The organism is Clostridium sp. B9 (assembly GCF_050509515.1).
In the GTDB taxonomy this organism is placed as follows: Bacteria; Bacillota; Clostridia; order Clostridiales; family Clostridiaceae; genus Sarcina.
This window is the reverse complement of sequence record NZ_JBNWKA010000003.1, coordinates 949638-965913: the sequence shown is the minus strand read 5'-3', so window position 1 is coordinate 965913 and position 16276 is coordinate 949638. Positions and strand designations below refer to the sequence as shown.

Here is a 16276-nt window from a genome sequence, read left to right as displayed (position 1 = left end):
AACTTTCCTTATAATGATTATAATATATCTCCAATAAAATAGCCTATAGAACATTATATTCCATAGGCTATAGTTAATTGCTTAATATATAATCTTTTATAAAGTATTTCCTGTTATTGTTGTTCCATTAATCTCTACATTAACACTTATAGATAAATCAGTTATTTCTATAGGATCTTTAGATAGTAACTCATCTGGATATTTTCTATAAAATAAATTACCTACATTTGCAATATCTAATCCATTCTCCTTAAAACTATTAAATAAGAGTTCAACGTATTGCTTAATTGTCTCCTCTTCTTCCGCTTCTAAAAGTTTTAAAAGTTTTTCATCTACTATAAGTCTTGATTGAGATTCTCCAATTGAGCATTTTATTGTAATATCCTTATATAAAGTTATCTTTTCTCCATTATAACTTATAGATGTCTTAGTTTTAGCATCTGCTATATCTAATGTTACAAAACTATTTGGATCTTGCGGACTCATAGCCTCTAAAGTACCTTTTTTAAGTTCACCTATTAAAAGATTATAACTCATACCTTCTTCGGCAGTTATTCTTCTAACTAGTTCCTCATTTTTTAGTAAAGCACCACCACTTAACTCTAAGCGTTTTTCTTCCATATCATTTCTTATACTTAATGCACCTAAAACCATAAGATTTCCATAATTTGTTCTGCTTTCTAGGTAATCATTAGCATCTATAGCTATAACTCTAGGACTTTTGCTCATTCTTTGAACTAACTCATCAATAAATACACCTAAATATTCCTCATCAACAGTTACATCATTTAAAAGTTCTTCTGGAGATCCAAATAGTACAAACATATATGGTCTAACCATAAATTCTTGATTTTTATCTATTATATCAATATATCTTTTTATTCCATTTTTAGCGGCCTTCTCTGTAAATATATATCCCTTACATTGAGTAAAATCCAATTTACTACTAGAATATAAATTTATTTCTTTCATAGCTTCCAAAACTGTTTTTCCAGTTCCTTTATACAACACTCTTCTTCCCTTATCAGAACTTTCATTTGAACTTCTATAAGGTTTTACACAATCTAAATATATATCTACATTTCCAACTTCATTTTCATCAAATACCATACTTGTTACAAAAGTAACTTTATTTATATCTTTATAATTATAACAACTAATAAACATAGTTGATGCAATTATCATTAGTAATAAACTAGTTGTAACTTTCTTTAGATTCATTTCTACCATCCTTACTAACTATGTTTTGAGATATCTCATCTAATCTTCCTCTTATGATAATATCCTTAAATTTATATGTATTTAAAGTTCCTAATGGGAATAAGTATGGGTATTTGCAACTTCTTAAATGAGCTAAATGAGCTAATAAAACAACTCCGGCCAAAACCAAACCAGGAATTCCAAATAAGGCTGAAGTAATTACAATAATAATACTCCATATGGATACTGCTCCATAAAGTTTAGGTATCAAAAAGTAGCAAACCGCACTCATAGCAACCACTACTATTGTAATTCTTGATGCTATACCAGCACCTACAGCAGCATCTCCTAATATTAACCCTGAGACTAAACTCATTGAGGTTCCTATTGGTTGAGGAAGCCTTAATCCTGCTTCTTTAATTATTTGGAATAAAAGCATCATTATAATAACTTCTGCTACAATAGGGAAAGGAACACCTGCCCGCGCTACAGCTAGCCTAAAAACAAATATACTAGGTAAAACCGAGAAATGATGTGTCACTAAGGCAACATAAATTCCGGGTAAAAACATAGCTATAAAAAATGCCATCCACCTTAAAATTCTAGTAAAATTAGTAAAATACCTATTTAGATAATAATCATCTGGTGTTTGAAAGTTTTCTATGAAAAAAAATGGTACTGTAAGTACAAATGGTGTTCCATCAACTATTACAGCTACTCTTCCTTCTAGAAGTTTTGCTGCCACTTCATCAGCCTTCTCTGTATATCCTACTGTATCGAAAGGAGTTTTATCCTCTCTTATCTTGGCTTCAATATAATTGGTATCAAGTATAAACTTATAATCTAATGTTTTTATTTTTTCTCTTATCTCATTTACCAAATCAGTTGGAGCCTTATCTTTGATATATGATAAGCAAACTACTGTTTGAGTATCTTCTCCAACATATAATGGCTCAAATTTTAAATTATAATTTTTAATTCTTCTTCTAAGCAATGTAACATTATCCACAAAAGCTTCGTTAAATCCTTCTCTTGGTCCCTTTAATACAGCTTCTGTTATAGGAATACCAACACCTCTTCTTGTGTATCCTTTTGTTTCGCAATAAATTACCTTTTCGTGATTTTTAAATATTATTACAACATCTCCAGATAAAACGTGTAATAATGTGTCATTTTTATCCTTTGACCAGTTAGTTATGTTTATATCTATTACTTTAGTCATAATGTCATTTTCGTCTTTTATTCCATCACTAACTAAAGTAAGTGGTTTAATTATGTACTCACTTATAAATTGTGTTGAGCATAATACATCCATAAAAACAATTGTAGCTGGTCCTAAAGCTGTTTCCACCTCCCTGTACTTGACATCAAAACTGTCTTTTAATTTTTCTTTTAAAAATTCTAATTGCTTTTGCATCTTATTTATCACCCAAAAATATTATCCGCTAGTATTATGTTTAATATTCATTATTTTGAGAATACTAAACTTTGTAAATTATAAAAGAAACGAGGTGATAGCTGTGGGAAAACTCAGTGCTAGGCATTTTATATTTTTCATCATTGCTGCAATAAGTACATCTTTAGTGAGTTATACCTCTCTATTTATAAAATTGGGGGGAAGAGATTCGTGGATTTTCACTATAGCTTCAGGAGTGATTTTTTTCTTTGTAAGCACTTATATTTTTAGTGTTATATCTAAAATAAATTATTATGACTTCAAAGAAACTTGCTATATTGTTTTAGGAAAGGGACTTGGAAATGTATATATAATTCTATTCTCTTTAACTCTTATATTAGTATGTATAGAATCAGCTTCTGTAAGTGCATCTTCTATACATGTTAATATATTTGCCGAAACGCCAGTTTGGTATTGTCTATTATTCTTTATATGCACAGTATTCTTTATCGGTAAAAATAGATTCAATAGTATATTAATTATATGTATAGTTTCTATTAGTATATTTATATTAATAAATCTACTTCTTGCACTACTTAATATTAAATATATAGACTACACACTACTCTTGCCTATGTTTAAAGACAGAAGAATTTCTGAATATGTAGTCTGTGCTATAACTCAACTTGGTTCATTATCAAGTTTAGCAATAGTATTACCTATACTTCCAAGAATAGATGACAAGAAAAATCTAAAAAAAGTTTCTATAACATCAATATTGTTAACTTCAATTTGTGTTGCAATATTTGTTGTACTACTTATATCAACTTTAGGTTCATTAAGATCATCAAATATTTTTTATCCTCAATTTGTTCAGGCTCAAAGAATATACTTTGGTGGATTTGTAGAAAATGGTGCTATTTTTGTTATGATTTCATCACTACTTTCATGGGTTGTTAAGTATCTTATAACAATTTTTTCTTTATACACCATATGGAAAGATAGAATAAGACACAAAGGAACTTTTATGGCCTTAATATCAACAATAGTTTATATATTTTCTTATTTATCAGCTAAAAATGTATACACATTATTTATACTTTTAAAATACTACCAATACATAATTTTAATAGTATTTTTCATTTGTCCTGTAATCATATACACACTGGCTAATTTTAGGAAACATAAATTTAAATATTTGAGATAAAAAGTATTGTATTCTTTGTATCATATGATATAATCAGTATATAAAATAAAATTTAGTAGATAATTAATTATTTCTATCCTGTAAAATTAAATTTTATTATATGGTTAAGAAATAAAAGGGTCTAGTAAATTTTACAGGAGGTAAAGAAAAATGGAAGATAAGAATTTAGTATGTAAAGACTGTGGAAAAGATTTCGTATTCACTGTAGGAGAGCAAGAGTTCTTCAAAGAAAAAGGATTCGAAAACGATCCAGTTAGATGCCCAGCTTGCAGAAAAGCAAGAAAAGCTCAAAAAATGAATAGATAATTGATAATTAACGCAAGTTTATTCATAAATTAAAAGTTCTGCATTTTGCAGAACTTTTTTCATTGTATTTATAAAATCACTCTTATTTGGTAACATTATATAAAGTGATTTAATATATACTCACTTTACTTATTAAATTTTCCATTTGATGAATAATATTACTTTATTTTTCTAATGTTTAAGTTTTTAATTTAATTATATATATATTTATTTAAAACTATGTACTCAATTTTTTAATATATTATAGATAGATTTAGCTTTTTATGGTATATTTATGAGTATATAAAAATGAGAGAAAAGGGATGATAAACAATGTCAAATGCTGAACACTCATCAAACTTTATAAGAAACATAATAATAGATGATTTAGATAGCAAAAAGCATGATACTATAATAACTCGTTTTCCACCAGAACCTAATGGATACCTACATATAGGTCATGCAAAGTCAATAGTTTTAAACTTTGAATTAGGAAAAGAATTCAATGGTAGAACTAACTTAAGATTCGATGATACTAATCCAACTAAAGAGGATACAGAGTATGTTGAGTCAATTAAAGAAGATGTTAACTGGTTAGGATACAACTGGAGCGAATTACATTTTGCATCAAACTACTTTGATGAAATGTATAAAAGAGCTATTCTTTTAATCAAAAAAGGAAAAGCTTATGTTTGTGACTTAACTGCTGAAGAAATGAAAGAATATAGAGGAACTCTTACTGAGCCTGGTAAAGAGAGTCCATACAGAAATAGATCAGTTGAAGAAAACTTAGATTTATTCGAAAGAATGAGAAAAGGTGAATTTGAAGATGGAGCTAAGGTTTTAAGAGCTAAAATTGATATGAGCTCACCTAACATAAACTTTAGAGACCCTATCATATACAGAATAGCTCATGCTAGTCACCATAACACAGGTGATAAATGGTGCATCTACCCTATGTATGACTTCGCTCATCCACTAGAAGATGCTATAGAAGGAATAACTCACTCTATCTGTACTTTAGAGTTTGCTGACCACAGACCACTTTATGATTGGTTCGTTAAAGAATGTGAAATGGAAAGTATTCCTAGACAAATAGAGTTTGCAAGACTTAATATCACTAATACTGTTATGAGTAAAAGAAAATTAAAACAATTAGTTGATGAAGGAATCGTTGATGGATGGGATGACCCTAGAATGCCTACAGTTGCAGGTCTTAGAAGAAGAGGATATACTCCAAAGTCAATAAGAAACTTCTGTAAAGCTATCGGAGTTGCTAAAGCTGACTCAACTGTTGATTCTCAAATGCTTGAGCATTTCATAAGAGAAGACTTACAAGAAACAGCTCCAAGAGCTATGGCTGTTATAAACCCATTAAAATTAGTTATAACTAACTACCCTGAAGGAGAATCAGAAGTTCTTGAAATAGAAAACAATCCTAAGGATGAATCAGCTGGTAAGAGAGCTGTTACTTTCTCAAGAGAACTTTATATAGAAAGAGAAGATTTCATGGAAAACCCTCCAAAGAAATACTTCAGATTATTCCCAGGAAACGAAGTAAGATTAAAAGGTGCTTACTTTGTAAAATGTAACGAAGTTATCAAAGATGAAAATGGTGAAGTTACTGAAATCCACTGTACTTACGATGTAGAAACTAAGAGTGGATCAGGATTTACAGGAAGAAAAGTTAAAGGAACAATCCACTGGGTTGACGCTAACAACTGCATACCTGCTGAATTTAGACTATACGAACCACTAATCTTAGATGACTGTGAAGAAAATGAAGGAAAGCACTTCCTTGATCAAATAAACCCACATTCATTAACTGTATGTAACGGATTCATTGAGCCAAGTGCTAAAGTTGCTAAAGTTCAAGATAAATATCAATTATTTAGACATGGATACTTCAATGTTGATTCTAAGTTCACTAGTGATGATAACTTAGTATTCAACAGAATAGTTTCATTAAAGAGTTCATTCAAGGTTAAATAGTATTTTATTATTATTTAACTAGAAATATTATAAAAAAAGGATTTAGTAATGCTTACTAAATCCTTTTTCATTTTACTTAGTTATAACTTCTCCTGTTTCTACTAATTTAGATGTCTTTAAGTATTATATTATAAAAAATATATATCGTTATACTGTATCTAAAGTTATTTCATTTCATATCTTCTACAAGCTGGTGAATTGCTAATCAATACAAAATAATCATAATACTCTGTTGTAGGTGCATCCTTAACTAAAAACCTATATTTTTTAAAAGGACTATTCTCATAATTTAACTTAACTAATGTAGTTTCACCCCCAGCTGGGAAAAACTCTTCTGGCAAAGTATTTATAGGTCCATTATTATGATTTTGAGGTGTCATATTATACGAATTATTTAAAGCTGAAAGCATTGTTACTACCTTTCCCCTAGTATTCTCATATTCATTTTCTAAAAAATTAGCTAATGTTACCGGATCACTCTCATCCATAACTCCAGACTTCATTACATGCATATTACCAAACTGTCCAAAGTATTTTCCTTTTGGTAGCCTTTCATATAAAACCTTAAAATTATTTTTTATATACTTTTCTCTTAAGGCCATGCCTGGACTACTTATTGATAAATTATTTATTGAAAATGAAAAGTCGAAAAAATTATCTCCTAAATATTCTTCAAAAATATGTTTATTTTCCTCTATACCACTAGAAATTTTCTTTGCATTTACAAGAAAGTTACTCATTGTAGTCTTTCCCAACAAATTGAAATACTCCTCTATTTCCTTCGGCACTTCTTCTTTTGGTACAAGCGAATTAATATACCTCAGTGCAATATTAGGTTGATGCTCTATATCTACTCCTACAAAACTTAATTTCTTATCATCTGGTAAAGTTTTATTAAATTCATATATTCCAGATAATAGTTCATAATTTTCTTCTGTATAGCCAAAGGTTCCATGTAAAGAACTCATTATAAACTCTAATATTTCATAATCACCAGTTTCTAAAAACTCATTTAATAGTTGTGCAGTTGTATAACCTGATTCAAATAATATATATCTTACATCTGCATTCTCAACAAAGAATTTCAAGAATTCCAAATTTAACTCCATTGATTTCTTAACTGCATGAAATTCTCCAACTAAAAATATTTCATTATTTTCAATATCGTCTTTTAACCCCTTCATAAGCTCATTCTCATTTTCTTTAAAATCTAATGTAATACTATTTTTATCAAACTCTCTTTGTATATATAGATTTATAAATTCCTCTTTTATATCTCTTCCGAAAAAAATTGTTCCCAAAGCAAAAATAATAGCTATAAATCCAAAAATTTTCTTTTTCATTTTTATTAGCACCTCCAAACATAATATACATTCTCGTTTTATTATTACTATGTTAAGTAGAACTATAATAATACTTAAATATGCTAAATTAATATACAAGTTTAATATTTTAATAAATTTATATACTTAAAATTGTATTTTTGATTTATAATTATAACAAGTAGACTTATTCAAAAATTCAGTACATAATTATATAACATAAACGTAGATTATTAGGAGGTAAACATGCTTGAATTTGTAAACAAAACTGTAATCGAATACCCTATAGAGGATGTCTTCGCAATATTTGTTAAAACTGCTAAAAGAGATTTTCCTAAATTTGATATAAAAAATCCAATAGGAACTACTGTTAAAAGAGAAATCGGCAACTACTCTAAGAAAAAAGCAGAAGCTACTATAACTGTAACTGACTTTAAAGAAAATGAAATTTATGAAATAAATACAGTTACTGATACTGCTGAATATAAATCAACATATAAACTTGAAAAAATTGATGATAATAGTTGTAAACTTACATTAATTGAAGAACAAACTGTTGCAGATCTATTTGGTATATTAAATAATATAATGCACAAATTCCTTTACAAAAAAAGTATAAGAATGAGATTCCAATATTTTGTTCAAGGATTAAATGGGGAACTTCAAAGAAGAAAAGAAAATATGGAACGTAGTGCTAAAAAAACTGATTAAGATATAATTTCAATAACTCTAATATAAAATAAATTTTATATAGGGATTGTATAAAACCTTAATAATAAAAACTAAAAACATATTTCTATACTCACTGGATTTCACTGAGAATTCATGACTATTCTATTCATACTGTTTTTAGTTTTATTAGAAAGTTGTTTTTATACAGTCCCTTTTCCTTATTCCATATCATTTTCTCTACTCTATAAATCCAAAGAAATTCTATAAATAATTTAAATCAGTATTTGTTTAAATAGATTCCTTACATTTCTTCACCACTCTTAGTACCTTTTCTTAATGGAAGTGAGCCTTATTGAAAATTATTATCATTTAGTATTGACAACATATAAATCATATTGTATTATAATAACATAAATCAATTGAAACTGATTTTCATTAATAATTAAAAACAATTTTATAATATATAAAAAATTTATGAGGTGATAGATATGAAAAAACTAAATATTATTTATTGGTCAGGAACAGGTAATACAGAAACTATGGCTAACTTAATCGCAGATGGTGCAAAAGAAAACGGATTAGAAGTAAGAACTATAAATGTTTCAGAGGCTTCTACTTCAGATGTTAAAGAATGCGACATATTAGCTTTAGGTTCACCAGCTATGGGATGTGAAGTAATAGAAGAAGGAGAAATGGATCCATTTGTTGAAGAAATTTCAGGGTTAGTTTCAGGAAAACCTATTCTATTATTTGGTTCATATGACTGGGGAACTGGTGAGTGGATGGATACTTGGAAAGATAGAATGGAAGACTACGGAGCAAATGTAGTTGATACTTTAATAGTTAATAATACTCCTGAAGGAGAAGATATAGATAAATGTAAAAATGCTGGTAAAGCACTTTAATTAAATTAACTTGATTGAAAGAAAGGTGGAAGTGGTAAAATGAATAATAATTTTCTTAATCTCTTAGAATCTCTTAACAACGAAAAATACATGAGAACTTTTATATCATATTTAATTTCTCCGGTAATAACAGGGATTAAGCCCTCTTCCACTATTACTCTTTCAAAACAAGGTCACAACTTATTTAAGCTTTGGAACATGTATGGTGACGATTTATTAAAAGACCTTCAATTAAAGCATGTTCTACTTAGAGAAACAAGTAATGCCAAAGTTATTCTTATCTACGATGAGATAAACTTAATGAATACAATATATAATAGAAACTCAATGGAGTTTCTTGAAAAACTCGGCTATAATTTAGAAATGACATTAGATGATATTTTAAAACATCTAGTTAATAGATATTCGACTTTTCATTGTCCACATGAACTTGGAATATTTTTAGGAATACCTGTTAAGGATGTAAAATGTTTTATGGAATGTTCTGAGAGTAAATGCTTACTTTGTGGATACTGGAAAGTTTACGAAGAAGAACATAAAGCCCAAAAGATATTTGAATTATATGATAGTTCAAAGGAAATTATAATGAATCATTTGCTTATAGGAAAAGATTTAAAAGAAGTTTATAACTTAACAAATAATGTATATAAATTTAATATTTAAACTCTCATTGCCAAAACCACTCAGATTACTGCCATTATCTGAGTGGTTTTTATTATCTTAATCTACCTATATATTTTAAAATAAGTTTATAGCGATATTACTTCTAATAGTACTTCATATTTATATATACCTATATATTTAAAAATAAGTGGCTATTTTAAAATAATGTTGATTTTTAGATAGAACTGTAAGACTATCTTAATAAGCAGTTAGTATCGCATTGTATGCGTAAGAAAAATAGCGTTAAGAAGCTTTTTCTGTTTGAGCGTAGCGAGTTTAAAAGCTTTAGCAATTATTCTGTAGCAGATAATTGCAATACTTTACGAAATTAAGTTAAGTCTGAAGGACTAGCTAAAACTCAACATTAACTTAAATAACACATAAAATTAAAAAGCCTTAAACTCTTTACTATTAAAGAATCTAAAAGCTTTTGTTATTTAATCATTACTTGTGAACTTATATCCTACGCCTCTTATTGTTTGAATATATTGTGGATTTTTGTCATCACTTTCAACCTTTTTACGTAGATGTCTTATATGAACATCAACTGTTCTTGTTTCCCCTATGTACTCATAACCCCATATTTTATCTAATAGAAGTTCTCTAGTTAATATGTTTCCTTTATTTTTTATAAGAAGCTTTAAGAGTTCAAATTCTTTTAATGTTAGCTCGACATTTTTAGAATCTTTTGTTACTTCTCTTGTTTGGAAGTTTACTGTTACATCTCCAAACTTTATTATATTCTCTTCTTTCTTTACATTGCTTCTTCTTAATAAAGCTTTTATTCTTGCCATTAATTCTCTAATTGAGAAAGGTTTTGTTATATAATCATCAGCTCCAAGCTCTAATCCTAGAACTTTATCAAACTCTTCTCCTTTTGCTGTAATCATCATTACAGGTATGTCTGCAGTTTCTTCACTTCTTCTTATTTCCTTGCATACCTCTAATCCATCAATTTCAGGTAACATCAAATCTAAAAGTATTAAATCAAATTTATTACCTTTTATTTTTTCTAAAGCTTCTCTTCCATTTACAGCAACTTCTGTTTCATAGCCCTCTTTCTTTAGGTTAAATTTTATAAGTTCTCTAATATGCTCTTCATCATCTACTATTAGGACTTTCTTATTTGACATAGTATGTCCCTCCTTTACCTAAAACACTACCCTATTTTATAGCTTATCACAATATTGCTAACAAAAAAAGATATACCATGCTATGATATATCTTTTGTATTAATTACCCCAATTCAGTCATATCACCTTTTATAGCATAAACTATATTTTCACAAACATTTGTTATATGATCCCCTATTCTCTCTAGGTATCTTGCAACAAATATTAACTTAACTCCTTGGTTTATGTTACTTGAATCTTTATGCATAGCTCCTAATATATTTACATAAACATCATTATATAAATCATCTACTATGTCATCCTCTAAAGCCGCATCATAAGCTAATTTAGTTTCACTACTATCTAATGCATTTTTAGCTGATCTTATCATGTTTAAACAAACTGATTTCATCTTAGGAATTCCAACCATTCCAGTTATATGATCTTCATTATCTATTTTTATTGTTTCCATGGCTATATTTACTGAATAATCTCCAATTCTCTCTAATTCAGTAGCTATTGTTGATAGTGCATAAACATATCTTAAATCTTTGGCCATAGGTTGCTTAAGTGCTGTTAGTTCAATAGTCTTCTCTATTATTTTATTTCTTAAATTGTCTATTTCATCATCCATTTTTATAACTTCTCTAGCTAATTCTAGGTCTTTATTAATTATAGAATCAACAGACTTCTCTATAACAACTTCACATAATTCAATCATGCTCTTAGTTTCTATTTTTAAGTCTTTTATACTTCTTCTTAAATCATCTATACTCATTTTCGTCACCCTCTACTTTTTTATTTTAGCCGAATCTTCCTGTTATATAGTCTTCTGTTCTCTTATCTCTAGGATTTGTAAATATAGTATTCGTCTCTCCAAACTCAACTAATTCTCCATTTAAGAAGAAGGCTGTTTTATCTGATATACGAGCTGCCTGTTGCATGTTGTGAGTTACTATTACTATAGTATATTTATCTTCAAGCTTTCTTATAAGCTCTTCTACTTTTAAAGTTGATATCGGATCTAAAGCTGATGTTGGCTCATCCATAAGTATTATTTCTGGATTCATAGCAATTGCTCTAGCTATACAAATTCTTTGTTGTTGTCCTCCTGAAAGTCCTAAAGCTGATGATTTAAGTCTATTCTTAACTTCATCCCATATAGCTGCATCTCTTAAACTTTCTTCTACTATTTTATCTAAAGTCTTTTTATCTTTTATTCCATGAATTCTTGGACCATAAGCTACATTATCATATATGCTCATTGGGAAAAGATTTGGTTTTTGGAATACCATTCCCACCTTTGTACGCAGTGCTATAACATCATCGTCCTTATATATGTCATTGCCATCAATCTTTATTTCTCCCTCTATTCTTACTATAGGAATTAAGTCATTCATTCTATTTAATGTTCTTAAGAATGTTGATTTACCACATCCTGAAGGTCCTATTAAAGCTGTTACTTCATTTTCTTTTATATCTATGTTAATCTTCTTTAATGCATTATTGCTAGCATAAAATAAATCTAAATCTCTTACTTGAATTTTTGTGTTTTTTTCACTCATCTTAATACCACCTTAAATTAATAGTTTGCCTTGTTAAACTTTTTAGCTATTAACTTAGCTGAAATATTTAATGCTAATATTATAACTATAAGCACTATTCCAACTGCAGCCGCTGTTTCTATATCTCCCTTTTCCTTTGTTACTAGGTATGCTTGAACTGTTAGTGTTCTAGCACTTGAGAAAATTCCTGTTGGCATTTGTGCAACTGTACCAGCTGTAAGTAATATAGCAGCTGACTCTCCGATTATACGTCCTATTGATAATATTATTCCCGAAAGTATTCCAGGCATTGCACTTGGTAATATTACCTTATATAATGTTTGGAACTTTGTAGCCCCTAGTCCTAATGATGCTTCTCTATATGAATGAGGCACTGTTTTTAAAGCCTCTTCTGTCGTTCTTATTATTACAGGTAAAATTATGATTGATACTGTTAATGATCCTGCTAATATTGAATATCCCATTTTTAAAGCTACTACGAAGAATATTCCTCCAAATAATCCATATACAATTGATGGAATTCCTGCTAAGCTCTCCGTAGCAAATCTTATAAAGCTAACCATTTTCCCTTGCTTAGCATACTCTTGTAAGTAAACCGCAGCCAATACTCCTATTGGTGTAGCTACTGCTAATGAAAGTACAACTGTCCATAATGTTGTTACTATCATAGGTAATATTCCGCCACCTTTTGAAGAATAATCACTTATTAAAAATTCTAAATTTATTTTCCCTATTCCTTTTACAAATATAAATCCTATTATTATTAGAAGAACTCCTATTGTAAAAGCTGCTGATAACCAAACTAGTATATTTAAAATATTATCTTTAACTTTTCTCATATTTATTTACCACCTTTGTTAGAAAGTTTACTAAGCACTAGGTTAAGTATTAATATGAATGTAAATAATACTACCCCTGTCGCAAATAACATCTCTTGGTGAGTTCCAAAAGCATATCCCATTTCTAAGGCAATATTAGTTGTTAAAGGTCTTACACTATCCATTATTGAATCTGGAATAACTGGTGTATTTCCTGCTACTAATATAACTGCCATTGTTTCTCCTATAGCTCTTCCTATACCTAATACTACCCCTGTCATTATTCCTGACTTAGCAGCTGGTATAACCACCTTGAATATAGTCTCAGTCTTTGATGCTCCTAAAGCTAAAGACCCCTCTTTATAGGCTGCTGGTACTGCTCTTATAGCTGTCTCTGATACTGTTATTACTGTTGGTAACATCATTATAGCTAAAACTATTATTACAGCTAATAAACTTTGTCCTTTTGGTAAGTTAAATAAATCTTGTATAGTAGGAACTATTACTGCTAATCCAAATACACCAAACAATACTGAAGGTATTCCCGCTAAAAGCTCTACTGCTCCTGACATAATCTTTGCTAACTTTTTAGGAGCTATTTCTGCTATGAATATCGCCGTTAATATTCCTATTGGTACTCCTATTACTAATGAACCAAATGTAGCTCCTAATGAGGCAACTATCATTGGTAGTATTCCATATTTATTTGCACTTGGTATCCATTCAGTTCCAAATATAAAATCAAAGAATGAATAGCCTTCAACTATAAATGGTCTTAATCCTTTGTAGAAAACAAATCCTATTATTAAAAGTAAACTTATTACTGCTACTGAGGCACTTACTAAAAATATTTTCTCTGTTAAGCTCTCTAAAAAGTATTTATTTTTATTGTTTTGACTTTTAGCTTCCATATTTACCTCCGCCTTAAATTAATCTTTTCAATAAATATATCTTTCTCATTTTTTTCAAATTAATTCTTTTTTAATTTAATAAGCTTATCCTACACTTATTAATCCTTCTTCTACTACTATTTCTTGTCCCTCTTTAGTCATCATAAAATCTATAAATTTCTTTGAGTTTTCACTTAAATTTTCTTCTTTATAAACTAATAGAAAAGGTCTTGCTAGCTTGTAAGTATCATTTTGTACATTCTCCGCTATTGGTTCTACCCCATCAATACTTGCAGCATGTATAGAATCATCTACATAACTAAATGATATATATCCTATGGCATTTTTATTTCCAGCTACCATTGTTTTTATACTTCCTGATCCATCTGATATTTGAGCTTCTTTACTCAATCCTTCTGAATCAAACCCAACTATTTCTTGGAAGGCATCTCTTGTTCCTGAACCATCTTCTCTTGAAACAACTACTATTGGGGTATCTTCTCCTCCAACCTCTTTCCAGTTTGTTATCTTTCCTGTATATATATCCTTTATTTGTTCCATAGTAAGATTCTTTACTGGATTTTCATTACTAAGTACTATAGCCATTCCATCAAAGGCAACTGGCATCTCTTTAATGCCCATTTCTATTTCTCTTTCTTTTAAATCTCTTGATGAAAGCCCTATCTCAGCTGTACCATTTATTGCATCCTTAATTCCTGCTGATGAACCTAACTGATTAACTTCTACTGTTACTTCTGGCATTTCATCTTTAAAAGCATGTGCTTCAGCCTCTATTACTGGTCCGTACTGAAGTTGATCCTGATATTTTTATTATATTTTCTCTACCTGATTGTCCACATCCTGTCATTAAAACCCCTATAGCTAGTATACTTGCTATAGCACCTATTAATCTTCTCCTTCTCATCTGTTTCCTCCGCTTATATCTATTTAATATACATTTTAAATTCTAAATTCGAGTACTTTATATGTACTTCTTATTATTTTCATCTCGCTTACAAGATTAATAATAAAGTTCTAAAGTTAAGTTAATATTAGTTCTATGTTAAATCTATGTAAAAAAAACTAAAAAATCCTAATGATAAATTTCACAACTTATCATTAGGATAAATGTATATTAAATATATAAGCGACTATTTTACTTTTATTAAATGATCTTTAGCAACTATATCTTGCCCCTCTTCACTTAATATGAAATCTATAAAATCTTGACCTGTTTTAGTTATAACATCTTCTTTATATACTAATAAGAAAGGTCTTGAAACTTTGTATGATTTATTTTGAACATTTTCAGCTGTTGGTTCTACTCCATCAACTTTTAAAGCACCAACACTATTATCTACATAACTAAACGAAATATATCCTATGGCATTTTCATTTCCTTCTACTAATGATTTTATATTACCTGAACCATCTGAAATTTGAGAATCTACTGTTAACTCTTCTGGTTTAAAACCTATTATCTCTTGGAAAGCATCTCTTGTTCCTGAACCATCTTCTCTTGAAACAACAACTACTGGTGCATCTTTTCCACCAAGATCTTTCCAATTTGTTATCTTTCCTGTATATATATCTTTTATTTGTGCTGCAGTTAAGTCTTTAACTGGATTATTTTTATTTACTATTAAAGCTATTCCATCATAAGCTATTTCTACTTCTTTTAATCCTGCTTGTTTTTCTTGCTCTTTAAGGTCACGTGAAGCCATCCCAAGCTCTGATACTCCATCCATTGCATTTTTAATTCCTGCTGATGAACCTATTTGGTTTATTTCTACTGAAACATCTGGCATTTTAGTTTTAAAAGCTTCTGCTTCCATTTCCATTACTGGACCTACAGAAGTTGATCCTGAAACACTTACTATATTTTTTCCTGTTGTACCGCCTTCTGATGTGCAACCTACCATTGCTGTAGCTCCAATGAATATAGTTCCAATGATTGCTATTAATCTCTTTTTAAACATTTTAATATTACCTCCAAAATCTCAGTTAATATTGAGTACACTCTAATAATATCTTCTCAATGTTAAAAAGAAATTATGCTAAGGTTAAGTCCATGTTAAAGGAAAAACAAAAGGCTAAAATAGAACAAGAATCCATTTTAACCTTTTGTATGTCTATTAGCACTTAAAATAAAAGTTATGAATATATTCCGAGAATTACTGAATTTCACCAAGAATTTATAGCAATTACTCCATGTGATTTACTAAAGCTTCGAAACTCCCTTCGGTCAA

General features: G+C 29.1%; 15 protein-coding genes and 1 pseudogene. 6 read left to right on the top strand and 10 right to left on the bottom strand.

All coding sequences use genetic code 11. From position 1 onward, the window contains the following. Positions 1 to 96: 96 nt before the first annotated feature. Together ACQZHJ_RS04305 and ACQZHJ_RS04300 are read right to left on the bottom strand one after the other, a co-directional pair. The gene (locus tag ACQZHJ_RS04305; protein ID WP_430484307.1) at positions 97 to 1221 is read right to left on the bottom strand and encodes a Ger(x)C family spore germination protein; all 1125 of its coding nucleotides are present in this window, start codon (positions 1219 to 1221) and stop codon (positions 97 to 99) included. Continuing rightward, positions 1196 to 2617, bottom strand: a complete 1422-nt coding sequence (locus tag ACQZHJ_RS04300) for a spore germination protein (protein WP_430484306.1) — start codon at positions 2615 to 2617, stop codon at positions 1196 to 1198. Before ACQZHJ_RS04300 ends, ACQZHJ_RS04305 begins: the two co-directional genes overlap by 26 nt. 94 nt (positions 2618 to 2711) lie before the next feature. Here ACQZHJ_RS04300 and ACQZHJ_RS04295 point away from each other — a divergent pair, with 94 nt between their 5' ends. From ACQZHJ_RS04295 to ACQZHJ_RS04285, 3 genes are all read left to right on the top strand, one after another. Then, complete coding sequence (locus ACQZHJ_RS04295; protein WP_430484305.1) at positions 2712 to 3803, top strand: GerAB/ArcD/ProY family transporter; 1092 nt, start codon at positions 2712 to 2714, stop codon at positions 3801 to 3803. 150 nt (positions 3804 to 3953) lie between these two features. Continuing rightward, positions 3954 to 4109: a zinc-ribbon domain-containing protein gene (locus tag ACQZHJ_RS04290; RefSeq protein WP_300348435.1), complete on the top strand. Its 156-nt coding sequence runs from the start codon at positions 3954 to 3956 to the stop codon at positions 4107 to 4109. Between the two features lie 312 nt (positions 4110 to 4421). Next, a complete protein-coding gene (locus ACQZHJ_RS04285) occupies positions 4422 to 6080 on the top strand; it encodes a glutamine--tRNA ligase/YqeY domain fusion protein (RefSeq protein WP_430484304.1) in 1659 nt (552 codons plus the stop codon). 164 nt (positions 6081 to 6244) lie between these two features. On the opposite strand, the gene ACQZHJ_RS04280 is transcribed toward ACQZHJ_RS04285, so the two are convergent. After that, entirely contained in the window at positions 6245 to 7423 is a 1179-nt protein-coding gene (locus tag ACQZHJ_RS04280) for a hypothetical protein (RefSeq protein WP_430484303.1), read from the bottom strand. A gap of 225 nt (positions 7424 to 7648) precedes the next feature. Between ACQZHJ_RS04280 and ACQZHJ_RS04275 the strand changes: the two genes are divergently transcribed. From ACQZHJ_RS04275 to ACQZHJ_RS04265, 3 genes are all read left to right on the top strand, one after another. Further along, positions 7649 to 8113, top strand: coding sequence for a DUF3284 domain-containing protein (locus tag ACQZHJ_RS04275; RefSeq protein ID WP_430484302.1), 465 nt, complete (start codon positions 7649 to 7651; stop codon positions 8111 to 8113). A gap of 449 nt (positions 8114 to 8562) precedes the next feature. After that, positions 8563 to 8979, top strand: coding sequence for a flavodoxin (locus ACQZHJ_RS04270; protein WP_430484301.1), 417 nt, complete (start codon positions 8563 to 8565; stop codon positions 8977 to 8979). Positions 8980 to 9018: 39 nt separating this feature from the next. Then, a complete protein-coding gene (locus ACQZHJ_RS04265) occupies positions 9019 to 9642 on the top strand; it encodes a DUF3793 family protein (RefSeq protein ID WP_430484300.1) in 624 nt (207 codons plus the stop codon). Positions 9643 to 10079: 437 nt separating this feature from the next. On the opposite strand, the gene ACQZHJ_RS04260 is transcribed toward ACQZHJ_RS04265, so the two are convergent. The 7 genes and pseudogenes from ACQZHJ_RS04260 to ACQZHJ_RS04230 all read right to left on the bottom strand — a co-directional run bounded on the left by ACQZHJ_RS04260 (position 10080) and on the right by ACQZHJ_RS04230 (position 16006). After that, positions 10080 to 10775 carry a response regulator transcription factor gene (locus ACQZHJ_RS04260; RefSeq protein ID WP_430484299.1) on the bottom strand — a complete coding sequence of 232 codons (696 nt, stop codon included), beginning with the start codon at positions 10773 to 10775 and terminating at the stop codon, positions 10080 to 10082. 103 nt (positions 10776 to 10878) lie between these two features. Continuing rightward, positions 10879 to 11532: a phosphate signaling complex protein PhoU gene (phoU, locus tag ACQZHJ_RS04255; protein ID WP_430484298.1), complete on the bottom strand. Its 654-nt coding sequence runs from the start codon at positions 11530 to 11532 to the stop codon at positions 10879 to 10881. 25 nt (positions 11533 to 11557) lie between these two features. Beyond that, positions 11558 to 12319 (bottom strand): phosphate ABC transporter ATP-binding protein PstB, encoded by a 762-nt coding sequence (pstB, locus tag ACQZHJ_RS04250; protein ID WP_430484297.1) that lies wholly within the window; start codon positions 12317 to 12319, stop codon positions 11558 to 11560. Positions 12320 to 12336: 17 nt separating this feature from the next. After that, positions 12337 to 13158, bottom strand: a complete 822-nt coding sequence (pstA, locus tag ACQZHJ_RS04245; RefSeq protein WP_430484296.1) for a phosphate ABC transporter permease PstA — start codon at positions 13156 to 13158, stop codon at positions 12337 to 12339. A 2-nt stretch (positions 13159 to 13160) separates the two neighbouring features. Then, positions 13161 to 14048, bottom strand: a complete 888-nt coding sequence (pstC, locus tag ACQZHJ_RS04240; protein WP_430484295.1) for a phosphate ABC transporter permease subunit PstC — start codon at positions 14046 to 14048, stop codon at positions 13161 to 13163. An 84-nt stretch (positions 14049 to 14132) separates the two neighbouring features. Continuing rightward, a pseudogene (locus ACQZHJ_RS04235) lies at positions 14133 to 14952 on the bottom strand (phosphate ABC transporter substrate-binding protein). A 226-nt stretch (positions 14953 to 15178) separates the two neighbouring features. Continuing rightward, entirely contained in the window at positions 15179 to 16006 is an 828-nt protein-coding gene (locus tag ACQZHJ_RS04230) for a phosphate ABC transporter substrate-binding protein (RefSeq protein WP_430484294.1), read from the bottom strand. Positions 16007 to 16276: the final 270 nt, after the last annotated feature.